Genomic DNA, 17,020 nt, shown 5'->3' with positions numbered 1-17,020 from the left:
ATACAATGGAATATTTAAGTTGTGATAAAAGTAATTGATATATTGATATACCTATGATTATTGCTCAAAAATCAACTAAATTATGATTAGGTAAAGGATTTTTATTTAATTCAAGTAAAAAAGAAATATTAGAACCTGTTTAGAATCTTTTTAATAAAACTGAAATAAAGGAAAGAACAACCATTTGTAAACTAGTATTTAGTTTTCTTTCACAATTTTTTCATAATCTTCTGTATTTTTCTAATCAAGCAAAGCTTCGTTCTACAATTCATCTTTTTGGTAATACTACAAAAGTATGTAGTTCATTGCGTTTTATAATTTCAACATTTGCATTTATGATTGTTTTGATTTCAGAAGCAAATTTTTCACCAGTATAACCAGCATCTACTATTATTTTTTGAACTGCAGAAAGATTTTCTTTTTCATTTTCAATCATTATTATAGCACTATTACGATCTGTTTTTTCTGCTGTGGTTATGTAAATTGCATGTGGTAAACCTTGAGAATCAACAACAATATGACGCTTTATTCCTGAAATCTTTTTACCAGCATCATAACCTTTATTTTCAGTAGTATCTGTATTTTTAACACTTTGCGAATCAATTATACAAAAACTAGTTTGTTCTTTGCGATTATTGTTGATACGAACTTTTTTAACCAATTTTTTTTAAAATTAATTGCCATACACTAGCTTCTTTACCGTTATTTTTACTTCAAATTTGAAAATAATAATATACAGTTTGTCATTTTGGAAAATTTTTTGGTAGCATTCTTCATTGACAACCACTTTTTAATACATATAAAATTGCACAAAATACTTCATATAAATCTAAACTTCTTGGTTTTGTTTTCTTTTTGCTATTTTCTAAAATTGATTTTATGTTCTCAAATTGTTCTTTGGTGACATGACTTGGATAATTTTTATGCATAATATATACCTCTGATTTTAAAATATATAATCATTTTACATTATTTTCGAAAAGATTCTAAACAGGTTCTTAGATTATTTAAATGAAATGAATTTAAAAGATAAATGATTAGAAAAATTTTATAAATTTGGTTTACAAAATAGTTTAATGGGTAAAGTATTTATTATGATTATAGTTAATGAAGATAATAGTAAATCACTTAAAATATTACCTAATAGTTTTTGTGGTAGAGTTGCTAAATATAGCTAACTAAAGTAATATTTACTCATAAATAATGTAAAATAATAATATGTAATTTAAACAGTTTTTGAATTTAAAAGTACAATTCAGCAATAATTAAAATAGATTAGGAAGATTAAATTATGCAAAAACCATACAGTGAAGACTTACGAAGAAAAGTAATAGAAGCTTATGAAAGTAAAAATATGAAAATTAAAGAAATTTGTAAAGTGTTCAATATCACTAGAAAGACTTTATTTTTATGAAGAAAAAGAAAAAAAGAAACTGGGCATATAAAACCAATTTTGAATTATCAAAAAGGACATAGCCACAAAATAAAGGATTTAGATGAATTAAAAAATTATTTAGCAGAAAATAAAGATGTTACAGTTCAAAAAGTAATAGATAAATTTGGAAATATGACTAAAGAAACAGTTTATAACTATTTTAAAAAACTAAATTATACATATAAAAAAAACTTTTCTATATGAACAAAGAGATAAAAATAAACAAGAAGATTTTTTAAAAGAAATAGCTAAAATAATGAATGAAGATTTAGTATATATTGATGAATCTGGAATTGATGATAATGAATTTTATAAATATGGTTGATCTGAAAAAGGTAAAAGATTATTTGATAATAAACCCGCATATAAAATAAAGAGAATGAGTATAATTGGTTCACTAAATAAAGGTAAATTAAAAGCCTTATGAGCATTTGAAGGACATTGCAATAGTAAAATTTTTGAATCATATGTTAAAAATAAACTAATTCCAGTATTAAAGCGTGGACAAATTATAGTTTTAGATAATGCAACGTTTCATAAATCTAAATTAACACAACAATTAATTGAAAATGCTGGATGCAAACTATTATTTCTTCCGCCATATTCTCCTAATTTAAATCCAATTGAACATTTTTGATTTGCTATAAAACATAATATAAGAAAAATATTACCAAATTATTGACCAAATATTAAAAAAGCTATTGATTTTGTTTTTCAAGATATGAGTAAACATTACTTTAGTTAGCTATATATCATGGTGCAGATATTAGTGAAAGTGTTATTAGTCAAATTACTGATGATGTGATAGATGATGTCAAGGCGTGGCAAAATCGACCATTAGAAAGTATTTATTCTATTGTTTATTTTGATTGTATAGTAGTTAAAGTACGGCAAGATAAACGCATTATTAACAAATCAGTTTATATAGCATTAGGAGTGGATTTAGAAGGCAAAAAAGATGTTTTAGGTTTATGAATTAGTGAAAATGAAGGTTCTAAATTTTGACTAGCTAATTTTACAGAAATGAAAAATCGAGGCTTAAATGATATTTTGATTGCTTGTAGTGATAATTTAACAGGCATGTCAGAAGCAATACAAGCAGTTTATCCTAAAACTGAACATCAATTATGCATAGTTCATCAAATTAGAAATAGTTTAAAATATGTTTCATACAAACATCGAAAAACCTTAGTTGCAGATTTAAAACCAATTTATAGTGCATGTAGTGAAGAACAAGCAATGCAAGCTTTAGAATCATTTGAAAGTAAATGAAATAAACAATATCCGCAAATTACTAAATCTTGATATAAAAATTGAGATAATTTAATGGTTTTTATTAGTTATCCACCAGAAATTAAAAGAGTGATTTATACTACAAATGCTATTGAATCTGTTAATAGTCAATTACGAAAAGTTATCAGAAATAAAAAAGTTTTTCCTAATGATATGGCAGTTTTCAAAATATTTTACTTAGCAATTGAAAATATAACAAAAAAATGAACAATGCCCATTCAAAATTGAAATACAGCAATTGCTCATTTTATGATAAAATTTGAAGATAGAATTAATCTGAACTAGTAACTTTGTAAAACAAAGATACACAGATTACATAAAAGCCTCACTAGAAAAGATGCCTTATTAGTACATCAAGCATTTATGCAATCAAATCGCTGTTTAAAAGATATTCAAATATTTCATAGTGATTGTGGTAATGAATTTAATAATAAAATTATTGATAAACTTTTACTAGCATTCAATATTACTCGCTCTTTAAGCAAAAAAGGTTGTCCTTATGACAATGCTGTTGCTGAAGCAACTTTTAAAACTTTCAAAACTGAATTTATTAATGATAAAAATTTTAGATCATTAATCCAATTAAAATTAGAATTATTTGATTACATCAATTGATACAACAACATAAGAATCCACAGCACTTTAAACTACTTAACTCCAGTTAATTATCAAAAACAAATGTCTACCAAAAAATAGTCCTAAAAAGTGTTGCCATTCCACTATACCAAAAGTTCCATCATGATAAATAGATGGTTCATTCATACGTACATGTTTTAATTTTTCAAATTCTTGACTTTTTAATGCTTCTCGTTGTTTTCTTTCTTCTTGACAATATGGTCTATTTTTTATTACTTCTATTTGTTTATAATTATTTATTCATTTTTTTCTTCTTTTCTTAATTTTTGTTCTAATGTTTTTATAGTATTATTTGTTTCAACTACTCGTTCTGCTTCTATTATTCAATTTATTTTATTTAATTTTTCTCATTCCAAATATATTTTTTGTTGTAAATATTTTTGATTTTCAGAAGAATTTTTCATTTTTCTTTGGCATTCTTCTATTTCTTTTTTATTTCCTTTAGTTAAATTTTTAAACATTTATGTTTCCCACCTTTTTAAAATAAAAACTCATTTACTTTAAAATAAAGTAATGAGTTTTTTTATAAACTAAACATTATTTAGTTTTAGTAAATTATACTAAAAAAACTAAAAAGGTGTTGATTAAACTTTTTTAGATTATTTTTTATTTTCTTTAATTAGTATGAAAAGTTATAAAATTAAATTTAATTTTTAAAATAAAAAACCAGTCATTAAAAATATTAATGTTGTTACTAAATTAACAATATATTATAATAACTATTATTATTTAAAAAAAGGAGAATATATGGAAAATAAAGAAAAAATTCCAACAGCTCATATTAAAGCTGCTCGTGATCAAATTGCAAAAGTAGTAATTATGCCAGGCGATCCATTACGTGCTCAATTCATTGCTTCTAATTTTTTACAAGATTGAAAACAAGTAAATAATGTTCGTAATATGCTAATGTTTACTGGAAAATATAAAGGATATAATATTACTATTGCTGCTAGTGGTATGGGTATGCCTTCAATTGGTATATATTCATATGAGTTATTTAAATTTTATGATGTTGACTGTATTATTCGTGTTGGTAGTGCTGGTTCATATCAAAAAGATGTTAAAGTTTATGATATTATTAATACTACTAAAGTATATAGTGAATCTACTTTCGCTAAATATGCTGCTAATATTGATGAAAATCAAATTGAATTTGTTGGTAATATTAGCAAAATTATTAATAAAGTGGCACAAAAAATTGATAATGAATTTGATCAGCAAAAAAATGAAAATTCTTCGTATATAGTAAGTGAAAAAATAAATTTAAGATCAGGTTTAATTCATTCAAGTGATGTATTTTATCGTATTAATGATAATGATTATAAAACTAATCCTTTAATTAGCAAATGCTTAGCAGTAGAAATGGAATCTTTTGCTTTATTTGCTAATGCAAAACATTTAGAAAAAAATGCTGCTTGTTTATTAACAATTTCTGATTCTTTTATTACCGGTGAATCAATTTCAGCAACATTACGCGAAACTAGTTTTAAAAAAATGATGATTTTAGCTTTAGAATCAGCAGTTGCTTATTATAAAGAAGAGGATATTGATGATAATCTTAGCAATAGAAACTAGTTGTGATGAAACTAGTGTTGCTGTTATTAAAGATAAAAATGTTTTAAGTAATATTATTGCTTCACAAATTAAGCTTCATCAACAATATGGTGGTGTTGTTCCAGAATTAGCAGCACGAGCTCATAGTGAAAATATTGCTACTGTCTTACAAACAGCAATTGAAAAATCTAACATTTCAATTATGGATATTGATTTTGTTGCTTATACTAATACTCCTGGTCTTGCTAGTTGTTTACACGTAGGTAAAATTATAGCAGAAACTATTGCTGCTTATTTAGAAAAGCCATTGCTTCCATGTAATCATTTGTATGGACATTTGTATGCTTCTTTAATTAATAATGAATGAGAATTTCCAGTACTTGGTTTATTAGTTAGTGGTGGTCATACACAGTTGATGTTGGCAAATGAACATTTAAATTTTACTATACTTGGTCAAACATTAGATGATGCTGTTGGTGAATGTTATGATAAAGCAGCAAGAATGTTAGGTTTAAAATATCCGGGTGGTCCTGAAATTGAACGAAGTGCTAAATTGGGAAAGCCAACTTATAAATTACCATTACCTAAAAATGATAATAGTTTAGATTTTAGTTTTAGTGGTTTAAAATCAGCATGTGCTAATTTGATAAATAAAGAAAAAGGTAAGTTACAATTTAATAATTTTGCAGCTTCTTTTCAAACAACAGTTATTCAAGTGTTAATTAATAAAATTGAATTAACATTAAAAAAACATAATCCAAAAACTTTAGTTTTAGCAGGAGGAGTTAGTGCTAATCAGCAATTAAGATTAGCAGTATTAGATTTAAAAATTAAATATCCAAATTTAAAAATAATTGTTCCAAAATTAGAATACTGTACTGATAATGCAGCAATGATTGGTATTCTTGCAAGTTATCAAATTGAATATAAGTAAGGGTGAACTCATGATTATTGGTATTATTGGTGAAGCGGGAGTAGGTAAGACAACCGCTACAAATTTTTTTCAAAATAAAGGTGCGTATGTTATTTTTGTTGATAAAGTTGTTAAACATATTTATACACTAAAAGAAACAAAAAAAGCATTAATTAATGAATTCGGTGATACTTTTATTAATAGTGATAAAACAATTAATAAAATAAAATTACGGTATGAAGCGTTTCAACACCCTCATATTTTACGTAAATTAGAAAATATTATTTGACCAAAAATGATAAAAATTGTTGAAGAAGATATTATTCGTAATAAAATACACCAAGAATTAATTGTTATTGATTGTGCAGTATTATTTAATGCAAATTTAAATTTATTAGTTGATAAAATTCTTTTAATTGAGGCTGAAGAAGATAAAAAAATCCAACGAATAAAAGAACGTGATAACGTTAATGATTTACAAGTTATTTCACTATTAAATCAACAAAAAAAATATTTAATTTTAAATAAAGATATTGATTTTATTGTTAAAAATAACGGTACTATTAATGATTTTATTAAACAATTACAAAAAGTTGAAAAAAAGTTATTAACAAATAAAGTATAAAGATTAATGTTTTTTTTACTTTAAAAAACAATAGTAAAATATATTAAATTATTTTTGTATATTAAAATGAAAATTTTCATAATAAAAAAATTAAGAATAATTTTAAAATAGTTGAGGTTAAAAAAATACATAGTAATGTATTTATAAATTACCAAAATTGTTTTTCTTGTAGTAGAATATTTATACAACTAAATAACAAGGAACTTTAGATGTTCGGGAAAAAGATGAGAATTCTTTGCTGCCCCAGCAACTGTGATGTTGATGAACGTTACAAAACCATTGAAGATAAAACTTTGAGAAGGGTAACAAGTAAAATGAAGCTAAGCCAGTAGACCGGTCTAATTTTTTAAGTGATATTATATTCCTGGGTGTGAATTAATGATTATTTTTAATAATTACTTTTATTTTTTAATATTTGTAATTTTAATAAAGTAATTTTTAATAATGACAACATCCTTTATATAATATAGGGGATGTTTTTAGTTGTGTAATTAAGTAGAGGGGTAATAATAAATGGCAAAAGATAATAAATATTTTCAACAATCACAGTCACCATTAGAGTATATTATGAAAAATTTTAATGGAAAAATGCGATCTGTAAATTGAAATGTAATCAATGATGAAAAAGATTTAGAGGTTTGAAATCGTATTACTCAAAATTTTTGGTTACCAGAAAAAATTCCTGTTTCTAATGACTTGACTTCTTGAAAAACATTAAATCCAAAATGACAAGAGTTAATAATAAGAACATTTACAGGTTTAACTTTATTAGATACAATTCAGGCAACGGTTGGTGATATTGCACAAATACCTAATTCTTTAACTGATCATGAACAAGTTATTTATACAAATTTTGCTTTTATGGTAGCAGTTCATGCTCGATCATACGGAACAATTTTTTCAACTTTATGTTCTAGTGAGCAGATTGAATCTGCTCATGAGTGAGTAATTAATAATGAAAGTTTACAAGCCAGAGCACGTGCACTAATTCCTTATTATACAAGTGATGATCCTTTAAAATCCAAAGTAGCTGCCGCTTTAATGCCAGGTTTTTTATTATATGGTGGTTTTTATTTACCATTTTATTTATCTGCTCGTAGTAAATTACCTAATACTTCAGATATTATTAGATTAATTTTACGTGATAAAGTTATTCATAATTATTATAGTGGCTATAAATATCAAAGAAAAGTTGAAAAGTTACCAAAAGAAAAACAAGAAGAAATGAAAAAATTTGTATTTGATTTATTGTTTAAATTAATTGATTTAGAAAAGCAATATTTGACAGAATTATATCAAGAATTTAATTTAGCTGAAGACGCTATTAAGTTTAGTTTATATAATGCTGGTAAGTTTTTACAAAATTTAGGATATGATTCACCTTTTAGTGAAGAACAAACAAGAATTAAACCGGAAATTTTTAATCAATTATCAGCTCGAGCTGATGAAAATCACGATTTCTTTTCAGGTAATGGTTCATCTTATGTAATGGGCATTACTGTAGAAACGCAAGATGAAGATTGAGAATTTTAATTTTAAAGGAGAAAAAAATGCATAATGATGTTGTAAAAGTTTCAAACCAAAAAATATTAAAGCCAGAAGGAAAAATTCATGTTGTTTATTTTTCTTCTTTGTCAAATAATACTCATCGTTTTATTCAAAAATTAGAGGTTTTAAATTCAAGAATTCCTCACGATTTACAAGAGGAAATTTTAGTTGATAAAGATTATGTGTTAATAACACCAACATATAGTGGGGGTGGTGATATTAAAGAAGGGGCGGTTCCTAAACAGGTAATTAAATTTTTAAATAATAAGCAAAATCGTAATTTTTGTCGTGGTGTTATTGCGTCGGGGAATACTAATTTTGGTGATACTTTTGCAATTGCTGGGCCAATTCTTTCAAAAAAATTAAATGTCCCACTATTATTTCAATTTGAATTATTAGGAACTCATAATGATGTATCAACAATAAAAAATATATTAGTAGATTTTTGAGATAAAGATAAAAAAAATACTAATGAAATAAATACTTTATCTGGAACTTTAGAAAGTGATGAATATGTTACTTTAAATGCTAGAGCAAAAACTACTAATAATGCACAATTTGATTTGCAAGCAGCACAATCTTATATGAAAAATCATATTAAACCAAATTTATTGCTTTTTAAAACCGTTAAAGAAAGAATAGAATATTTAGTAAAAAATCAATATTATGATGAAACAATAATTAATAAATATTCAATTACGGAAATTGAACGATTAACAAATGAAGCATACAGTTTTAATTATCAGTTTACAAGTTTTATGGGTATTTTAAAATTTTATAATTCTTATGCTTTAAAAAGTTTTAATGGTAAACAATATTTAGAAAATTATGAAGATAGAGTTGTTATGAATAGTTTATTTTTTGCTGATGGTAATATTGAACATGCTAGTAAAATTTTAAGACAAATTATGTCTGGTAGATTTCAACCAGCTACTCCAACATTTTTAAATGCAGGGAAAAAACAAAGAGGTGAATACACTTCATGTTATCTTTTACGAATTGAAGATAACATGGAATCAATTGCTCGCGCTATTACTACTTCATTACAGTTATCAAAACGTGGTGGTGGAGTTGCTTTGTGTTTAACAAATTTAAGAGAATTTGGAGCGCCAATTAAAAATATTAAAAATCAAGCAACAGGGGTTATCCCGGTTATGAAAATTCTTGAAGATTCATTTTCATATGCTAATCAACTAGGTCAAAGACAAGGTGCTGGGGCAGTTTATTTAAATGTTCATCATCCAGATATTATGTTATTTTTAGATTCAAAGCGTGAAAATGCAGATGAAAAAATTCGTATTAAATCAATGTCTTTAGGAGTAGTTATTCCTGATATTACTTTTGAATTAGCAAAAAATAATGAACAGATGGCACTTTTTAGTCCTTATGATATTGCAAAAGTTTATGGTAAAGCAATGACAGATATTTCTATTACTAAAGAGTATTATAATATGTTAAAAAACCCTGATATTAGTAAAAATTTTATTAGTGCTCGCAAATTATTTCAAATGATTGCTGAATTACATTTTGAAAGTGGATATCCTTATTTATTATTTGATGATACAGTAAATAAAAATAATGCTCATCCTGGTAGAATTGTTATGAGTAATTTGTGCAGTGAAATTATTCAAGTAAGTACAGCTAGTGAATTTAATAGTGATTTAAGTTTTAAAGAAATTGGTGAAGATATTAGTTGTAATTTAGGAAGTATTAATATTGCAAAAGTAATGGAAAGTGGAAGTGAATTTGGTGAGGTTATTTTTCAAGCAATTCATTCATTAGACCACGTATCAAGAAGTAGTGATTTTTCTAGTGCTCCATCAGTTGCATATGGAAATAAAAAAAATCATGCTTTGGGTTTAGGTGCTATGAATTTACATGGATTTTTAGCAACAAATCATATTTTTTATGATTCAAAAGAAGCAATTGATTTTACTAATATTTTCTTTTATGTTATGGCTTATCATGCTTTTAGTGCTTCAAATAAATTAGCATTAAAATTTGGAAGTTTTAGTGGATTTAAAAATTCAAAATTTGCTGATGGTTCATATTTTGATAAATATATAAAATGTCAGTCAGATAAATGAACTCCTGAAACAAAAAAAATACAAGAATTATTTGCAAAATATAACATTATGATTCCAACTCAGAAGCAATGAAAAGAATTAGTAATAAAAATTAAAGAAACGGGATTGGCTAATTCACATTTAATGGCAGTAGCACCCACTGGTTCAATTAGTTATTTATCATCATGTACACCAAGTCTACAACCGGTAGTTGCTCCTGTTGAGGTACGAAAAGAAGGGAAATTAGGTCGTGTTTATGTTCCTGCTTATAAGATTGATGATAATAATTTAGCATATTACACTGCAGGTGGATATGAATTAGGCCCTAATCCAATTATTGATATTGTAGCAGCAGCACAACAACACGTTGATCAAGCAATTTCTTTAACTTTATTTATTACTGATAAAGCGACAACTCGTGATTTAAATAAAGCTTATATTAGAGCCTTTAAAAAAGGTTGTTCATCAATTTATTATGTTCGTATTCGTCAAGAGGTTTTAGAGGATAGTGAAAATTATCAATGCAATGTTTGTGTTGTATAAATTAATTAGATTATTGAATAGTAGTTTCAAGTAATAAATAAATTTGTAACAAATTTAGTAATATATTATTTATTTAATTTAAAAAATAGTGAAATTTTATTTTGGAATATAGGATTTTTAAAAAAAATTAAAAAATACATAGTAAATTTTAAAATTAAAGTTATAATAATAATTGTAAAAAAAATAATTATTATAACTTTGGAGTGGTACTCAAGAGGCTGAAGAGGACTGATTGCTAATCAGTTAGGACGGGAAACTGTCGCGAGAGTTCGAATCTCTCCCATTCCGCCATTATTTAAAAAGCATTAATTGCTTTTTTTACTTTTAAATAATAAATTTATTAATAATTAGATATAATTTAATAAAGAACTCTTTATATTAAGGAGAAATCATGCGTAAACGAATAAACTTACTTTTATCATTAATCTTATATATTGCTTTGATTGCAACAATAGTTTTCGTTATATTTAATTATATTAAATATTCATGAATTATTTTGATGATAATTATTACTTTAACTATTTTAACTGGTATTATTATTTTTATTACCAATCGTATGCAAGATGCAAAACTATCATGAATTATGGTTACCTTATGTTTGCCAATCATCGGTATTTTTTTATATTGAACTTTTGGTCGTCCTTATCGTTATGGACGAAAGCAAAAAGCTTATTTAAAAACAAATAGTTATTTTTATACCCAAGAAGATTGAACTTTTGCTAATTCAATTTTAGAATCAAAAAAAATAACTTTGAGTGAGGATACTTTATCTTTATTTAACTATACAACAAGAATTTCTCATCGACCATTTTATAATAATACTGATGTTCAAATTTTAAATAATGGTCCTAATAAATTTGTTAAATTAATTGAAGATTTAAAACAAGCAAAAAGTTATATTTTTATTAATTATTTTATTCTTGGTGAAGGGGAACTATTAGAAGTAATTATTAATGTTTTAAAAGCAAGGATTGAAGCAGGAGTTAAAGTTTATATGATTTATGATGCTGTTGGTTCATATTTTAGTTTATCTAAATATAAAATATGAAAAATGAAAAAAATGGGAATTATTATTCATAAATTTTCACCAGTTAGATTACCATTTATGACAGGAAATTATAATTTTCGTAATCATCGTAAAGATATCATTATTGATGGGAATATTGGCTATGCTGGCGGAGTTAACTTAGCAGATAACTATATTTATCTTTCTGCAAAGTATGGCTTCTGAAGAGATACCCAAATTAGAATTGTTGGGGAAGCTGTTAAATCAATTGATTTAATATTTAGACAAGATTGGCATTTTATTACTGGTAATATTCTTGATATTAGTGCTGAAAAATCTGAAATAAAAATTAAAAATAATATTATTGTCCAAGTAATTGATGATGGACCGATTACTAAAGAAACAATTCAAAAAGATTTATTTATTAAATTTATTAGTAATGCTAAAAAGCGAGTTTGAATTAGTACTCCTTATTTAATTCCAACTAACGATTTAATTACTGCATTGCGTAATAGTGCTTATTCTGGTGTTGATGTTAGATTATCATTACCCGGAATTACTGATAAATTTTTATCATTAGATATGTCAAGAACTTATTATGATTCATTGATTGAGTCAGATGTTAAAATTTATGAATATAATAATGTTTTTAACCATTCTAAGTCTGGTATTTTTGATGATGATATTACTATTATTGGTTCAACTAATCTTGATTATCGTAGTCTTTATTCAGATCATCAAACTTTAGTAATTGTTTATGATAGTAAAACAAATAGTGATTTATCTGCTTCATTTGAAAAAGATTTTATTCATTCTAGTTTAATTATTAGTAATCCACTACTACATCGTAGTTTTGCCTATCGTGGTGTATTTTTATTATTGCTTAGAATTTTAGCACCATTATTTTAAAAAAATTTAGTATAATTAGGTAAATATTAATAATAAGGTGGTCATAATTTATGGGTTGAAGTCGACGAATTAAAAAAATTAAAGAATATTTTAGTGATGAAAATCAACCTAATTTGGATATTTCTAAATTATCAGAAGATAATGAAAAAAAAACTCCCTTTTTTAATAGGTTTAAAAAACAAAAAAAATTTAATAAATCTTCTACTTTAACGAATAATAAAAAACGCAATAATATTTTTTTAAATTTTAGAAGAAGATCAACTATTCAAATTATTAAACATTTAGAAAATAAAAATATTTTTAACTTATTTTTTTATACTGATGTTAGTAACATTACATTAATATTAGAACAAGGAATTAAACCTTCTTCACAAATTAAATTATTGCCAAAGCAAGAATATATTGTTTGAACTTATTTAGAACATGCTACTTATTTAGAATTAGAGTTAGGTAATTCAACACGTCATTTTTTTTGAAAGTGATGTGCAGAGCAAAATGTTGATGTTAATAAAATAGGTATTATTTCTGTTGATATTCATAAACTATTTCAAAGCACTATTAAAGATTGAGGTTTAAATGTTGATACTAATCGTGTTCAAATATATGAAACAATTCCTGTTGAAGCTATTGATTGAATTTTGGTTAAAGATCGCAAAATGTTTCGTTTAGCTAAATTATATATTGATAATCAAAGACTAAAGTTAAAACTTTTCCAAGGAAATAATGGTAATATTACTTTAGGCTCTGATTAAATGGAGGTAAAATTATGCGTTGATCTGCAATTGTAATTATTGCTTTAATTCCTTTTATGACAATAATAATTATTTTATTTATACGTTTAAATCATCGTAATAATCAATATTATAATGTTATCCATGGTGATTTGTTAAGTTTAGTTCCATTGAAAATTGATTTAAAAAATGAAATTATTACTTTTTCTGAACGCTTAGAAGTTTTAAATCGTAAAAAACGAATTTCATTGTTTGTATTTAAATCAATGATGAATCGTAAAACTAAAGTAAAAATTGAAATTTTTATTCAAGATTTATTAGTGAATAAAGTTCCATTTGAGCCGTGTCATTTTTCGGTTTCCTTTCAATTAGGAAGTAAAGTTATTGTTTATGATTTATCAATTGATTATTTTGATAATAATAAAGTTTTGTATGGTCAAATGCAAAGTAATATTCGTTATAATCGTTTTGCTATTTCACAAGCAATTATTTTACAACAAAATGAGTTAACAGTGGTAAAGTCAGTTTTTGTACAAACTATTTTAGATAATTTTAGTCAAAAAAAATATAATAAAAAAATAAATAGTCAATTTGAATATATGATTTTAATAAAAATAAAAAATTATTTAGCATTAGAAAATATTTTAACTGTTAATAATATTGAACGAATGGAATTATTAATTTCATATTATAGTAAAATAACTTTAGGATTAGATAATACTATTATTTGTAAATATTATGATGGTCAGTTTTTAATTTATTCTAGAAATAAGAAAATAAATTTATATCGATTCCAAAAAAAAATAAATAGTTATATTAAACGTAATTTAGTAGAAAAAAGTAGTTATTTGCAGATTCAAAGTCAAATATTATGTGTTTATGCTTCAGTAAAAACTGATGCTTCAAATGTCTATATATTATATAATAAAATTATTGATAAGAATCAATTAGAAGTAGTACAAAGTAGAGACTTAATTGAAATTAAATTGAAGACAAATGATATTTTAAATTATCCTGATTATAATCATTATTCACTTCTACAATCAGAGCAAATGGAAAAATTATTAAGTGTTAGTATTAGACCAGTATATAAAAGTGATAATTCAAATGAGCCAAATTGTTACTATGCTTGATGAAATTTTGTTAAAAACTCTTATTATGTTTCGTTTATTGTTTTGATGCGTAATATTCAAGATTCAGGATTGTTATGAAAAGTAAATGAACCTTTATTTATTCAAACATTTGAAAAATTTGCGAAATTAAAACAAGAAAAAAACCTTATTCTTCCTGTTAGTTTAATTGAGTTACAAGATAAAACTATTTTAACAAAGTTGATTGCTCTTGTTAATAAGAGAAAAAATCTTTTTGAAAATTGTGATTTAATTTTTGATTTTCAAGATATTGGTGAAATTAATAGTTGGAATAAGTATGATTCAATTATTAAAACTATTCGTAGTAATAAAATAAAAATTTCTTTTACTCATGATTTACGTCATATTGATAATTTTAAATTAATTAATCATTTTAAGCCTGATTATGTAGTTTTAACTTCTAATTTATTAGAACAAGTTACTTTTAGTTTTAGTAAATATATTGATGTTATTATTTGTTTGCATTATTTAAGAATTTTAGGTATTAAAAATATTTTAGCTCGTGGTATTATTAATGTTCCTGAAATTATTGTTTTAAAAGGATTAAAGGTTGACTATTTACTAGGAAAAGTATTAGAATCAGAACAAGCAAATAAAGTGCTAGATGCTTTAAATTATCCAAATTATTGGAAATGACATAAAAGTCAATCAACGAAAGGTGAATAGATCATTATGAATAATGCAAAGAATAAAAATATTACAGCAAGAGAGATTGATTTTGCCAAATGATATACTGATGTTATTAAGCAAGCAGAACTTTGTGATTATGGTGCAGAAAATGGTTCGGCAGCCGGTACCATTATTTTTCGTCCTCGCGGATATGCAATTTGAGAAAATATTCAACATTTATTAAATCAAAAATTTAAAATTTTAAATATTGAAAATGTAATGTTACCACTTTTAATTAGTCAAAAAGCATTTCAAGTTGAAAAAGATCATATTGAGGGTTTTGCACCAGAATGTGCAACTGTAACTAAAGTTGGAAATAATCAATTATCAGAGGAACTAATTATTCGTCCTACTTCAGAAGTTTTATTTTGTCGTCATTTTTCAAAAATAATTAGTTCATATAAACAATTACCATTATTATATAATCAATGATGTAATGTTGTTAGATGAGAAAAAAATACAAAACCATTTTTAAGAACTAGTGAATTTTTATGACAAGAAGGACATACAATGCATAATAACGATGAAGAAGCAAAAAACTTTACATTAAAAATGATTAAGTTGTATGCTGATTTTGTTGAACAACAATTAGCAATTAAAGTTATTGTTGGCGCAAAAACAATTCACGAACGTTTTGCTGGGGCAAAAATGACATATACAATTGAAACTATGATGCAAGATGGACAAGCATTACAAGCCGGTACTAGTCATTATTTTGGCCAAGAGTTCACAAAGGTATTTAATATTAAATTTAGCAATAAAGACAATAAACAAGAATTAGGATATCAAACATCATGAGGTGTATCGACAAGATTAATTGGTGCTTTAATTATGGCACATAGCGATGATCTAGGTTTAGTATTGCCATCTACAATTGCACCGCATCAGATTATGCTTTTAAATTTATCACCTAAAAGTGATAAATTTAAAATAACTGTTGAAAGAATATTTAAAATTTTAAGTTCTCATTTCCGAGTATTAATAAATGAAGATAATAAAAGTTTTTCTTATAAGAAAAGTGAAAGTCAAATTAAAGGTATTCCAATTACTATTGCAATTGGTGAGCAAGAAATTGAAAACCAAGTAATTAAATTAATTTTACGTCATAATTTATATACTATTGATGTTGAAATTAATAATGAAAAATTATTAGTAACAACTATTATTAATCAATTAAATAAATTAAATAAAGATTTATTTAATAGTTCACAAAAAAAATTAAATACAAGTTTAAAAGAATTAACAGATTTTAATGAATATCATAAATTAGTTAAAATTCATAAAGGTTTCTTTATTGTACCTTTTTGTGATCAAATAAAGTGTGAAGAAGAAATTAAAAGTTTAACTGGTACAACATCACGTTGTATTCCTTTAGAACCATATAAAAAACCAAGTAATTGTTTTAAGTGTCAAACTCCTAATAGTGTCTGAACTTATTTTGCAAGATCATATTAAAATTAGTAAGTTAAATAGAAATAAAATAGAGGAAAGATAATTATTTGTTTTTAAATTATTATTGAGGTGATAATAATGAAAGAACAAATAAGTGCTGATAAGCAACTAATTGCTGCTATTTTTGTTAAATATGAACAAGCAAAATTAACATTAGCAAATAATAATTTTAAAGAAAATTATGTTTTGAAAGAGGATAGTGTTCACTATGCTAATAAGATAGTGATAAATAAGGATTTAAAAAATTATGAAAAACATGTGCAAATTGTTGATACAGTTTTAGCATTATTACCAAAAAATGAATATAGTTATATTATTAGAACGTTCTTAGTTAAATCAAATAAAAATTGATGAAAAAAATATTATCATATCAAAGAATATGAAAAATTAGAAAAAACGGCTATTAAGCGTTTTTTATACTTATATTTAATTTAAGGATATAAAATGAATATTAATAGCATTGATTTATTGAATTCGCGTAGTTTTTTA

The 17,020-nt window shown here is 24.5% G+C and carries 16 protein-coding genes, 1 tRNA gene, 2 pseudogenes and 1 riboswitch; of the genes and pseudogenes, 17 read left to right on the top strand and 2 right to left on the bottom strand.

Features of this window, described 5'->3' with window-relative positions; all coding sequences use genetic code 4:
- Positions 1-5 precede the first annotated feature (5 nt).
- Positions 6-143 (top strand): hypothetical protein, encoded by a 138-nt coding sequence (locus ACQH26_RS03015; protein WP_425382283.1) that lies wholly within the window; start codon positions 6-8, stop codon positions 141-143.
- Here the strand turns inward: ACQH26_RS03015 and ACQH26_RS03010 are convergent.
- Positions 140-929, bottom strand: a protein-coding gene (locus tag ACQH26_RS03010; RefSeq protein ID WP_425382275.1) for an IS5 family transposase whose coding sequence is annotated in 2 segments (ribosomal slippage) — positions 140-667 and positions 669-929 — 789 coding nt in all. Because the reading frame shifts where the segments join, the coding sequence is not laid out codon by codon here. The two genes, ACQH26_RS03015 and ACQH26_RS03010, sit on opposite strands and share 4 nt — an antisense overlap.
- An 87-nt stretch (positions 930-1,016) precedes the next feature.
- Here ACQH26_RS03010 and ACQH26_RS03005 point away from each other — a divergent pair.
- The 5 genes and pseudogenes from ACQH26_RS03005 to ACQH26_RS02985 all read left to right on the top strand — a co-directional run.
- A complete protein-coding gene (locus ACQH26_RS03005) occupies positions 1,017-1,178 on the top strand; it encodes a hypothetical protein (protein ID WP_425382284.1) in 162 nt (53 codons plus the stop codon).
- 113 nt (positions 1,179-1,291) lie between these two features.
- Entirely contained in the window at positions 1,292-1,651 is a 360-nt protein-coding gene (locus ACQH26_RS03000) for a helix-turn-helix domain-containing protein (protein WP_425382729.1), read from the top strand.
- Positions 1,652-1,691: 40 nt separating this feature from the next.
- Positions 1,692-2,180: an IS630 family transposase gene (locus tag ACQH26_RS02995; protein ID WP_425381862.1), complete on the top strand. Its 489-nt coding sequence runs from the start codon at positions 1,692-1,694 to the stop codon at positions 2,178-2,180.
- 8 nt (positions 2,181-2,188) lie between these two features.
- Positions 2,189-3,013, top strand: a pseudogene (locus ACQH26_RS02990) (IS256 family transposase); the annotation flags it as partial.
- A gap of 48 nt (positions 3,014-3,061) precedes the next feature.
- A pseudogene (locus ACQH26_RS02985) lies at positions 3,062-3,424 on the top strand (IS3 family transposase); the annotation flags it as partial.
- Between the two features lie 176 nt (positions 3,425-3,600).
- Here the strand turns inward: ACQH26_RS02985 and ACQH26_RS02980 are convergent.
- Positions 3,601-3,825 (bottom strand): hypothetical protein, encoded by a 225-nt coding sequence (locus ACQH26_RS02980; RefSeq protein ID WP_425382802.1) that lies wholly within the window; start codon positions 3,823-3,825, stop codon positions 3,601-3,603.
- 286 nt (positions 3,826-4,111) lie between these two features.
- On the opposite strand from ACQH26_RS02980, the gene ACQH26_RS02975 reads away from it, so the two are divergent.
- From ACQH26_RS02975 to ACQH26_RS02925, 11 genes are all read left to right on the top strand, one after another.
- A complete protein-coding gene (locus ACQH26_RS02975) occupies positions 4,112-4,939 on the top strand; it encodes a purine-nucleoside phosphorylase (protein WP_425382801.1) in 828 nt (275 codons plus the stop codon).
- Positions 4,914-5,852: a tRNA (adenosine(37)-N6)-threonylcarbamoyltransferase complex transferase subunit TsaD gene (gene tsaD, locus ACQH26_RS02970; protein WP_425382800.1), complete on the top strand. Its 939-nt coding sequence runs from the start codon at positions 4,914-4,916 to the stop codon at positions 5,850-5,852. Before ACQH26_RS02975 ends, tsaD begins: the two co-directional genes overlap by 26 nt.
- A gap of 10 nt (positions 5,853-5,862) precedes the next feature.
- A complete protein-coding gene (gene coaE / locus ACQH26_RS02965; RefSeq protein ID WP_425382799.1) occupies positions 5,863-6,456 on the top strand; it encodes a dephospho-CoA kinase in 594 nt (197 codons plus the stop codon).
- A gap of 190 nt (positions 6,457-6,646) precedes the next feature.
- A riboswitch (cobalamin riboswitch) is annotated at positions 6,647-6,812 on the top strand.
- Between the two features lie 157 nt (positions 6,813-6,969).
- Positions 6,970-7,989 carry a class 1b ribonucleoside-diphosphate reductase subunit beta gene (gene nrdF, locus ACQH26_RS02960; protein WP_425382798.1) on the top strand — a complete coding sequence of 340 codons (1,020 nt, stop codon included), beginning with the start codon at positions 6,970-6,972 and terminating at the stop codon, positions 7,987-7,989.
- Between the two features lie 17 nt (positions 7,990-8,006).
- Positions 8,007-10,613 carry a class 1b ribonucleoside-diphosphate reductase subunit alpha gene (gene nrdE, locus ACQH26_RS02955; RefSeq protein WP_425382797.1) on the top strand — a complete coding sequence of 869 codons (2,607 nt, stop codon included), beginning with the start codon at positions 8,007-8,009 and terminating at the stop codon, positions 10,611-10,613.
- Positions 10,614-10,813: 200 nt separating this feature from the next.
- A tRNA-Ser gene (locus tag ACQH26_RS02950) sits at positions 10,814-10,904 on the top strand.
- 208 nt (positions 10,905-11,112) lie between these two features.
- Positions 11,113-12,528, top strand: coding sequence for a cardiolipin synthase (cls, locus tag ACQH26_RS02945; protein ID WP_425382796.1), 1,416 nt, complete (start codon positions 11,113-11,115; stop codon positions 12,526-12,528).
- 50 nt (positions 12,529-12,578) lie between these two features.
- Entirely contained in the window at positions 12,579-13,280 is a 702-nt protein-coding gene (locus tag ACQH26_RS02940) for an acetyltransferase (RefSeq protein ID WP_425382795.1), read from the top strand.
- A 14-nt stretch (positions 13,281-13,294) separates the two neighbouring features.
- A complete protein-coding gene (locus tag ACQH26_RS02935) occupies positions 13,295-15,076 on the top strand; it encodes a hypothetical protein (RefSeq protein ID WP_425382794.1) in 1,782 nt (593 codons plus the stop codon).
- Positions 15,077-15,082: 6 nt separating this feature from the next.
- Positions 15,083-16,534, top strand: coding sequence for a proline--tRNA ligase (gene proS / locus ACQH26_RS02930; RefSeq protein ID WP_425382793.1), 1,452 nt, complete (start codon positions 15,083-15,085; stop codon positions 16,532-16,534).
- A gap of 75 nt (positions 16,535-16,609) precedes the next feature.
- Positions 16,610-16,966 (top strand): MG284/MPN403 family protein, encoded by a 357-nt coding sequence (locus ACQH26_RS02925; RefSeq protein ID WP_338961069.1) that lies wholly within the window; start codon positions 16,610-16,612, stop codon positions 16,964-16,966.
- The last annotated feature ends 54 nt before the right edge of the window (positions 16,967-17,020 follow it).

Source organism: Spiroplasma endosymbiont of Melieria omissa (assembly GCF_964031175.1).
GTDB classification, from domain to species: Bacteria; Bacillota_I; Bacilli_A; order Mycoplasmatales; family VBWQ01; genus Spiroplasma_E; species Spiroplasma_E ixodetis_A.
Note: the sequence above shows the minus strand (reverse complement) of the source record. Positions and strands in the feature narration are given on the sequence as shown.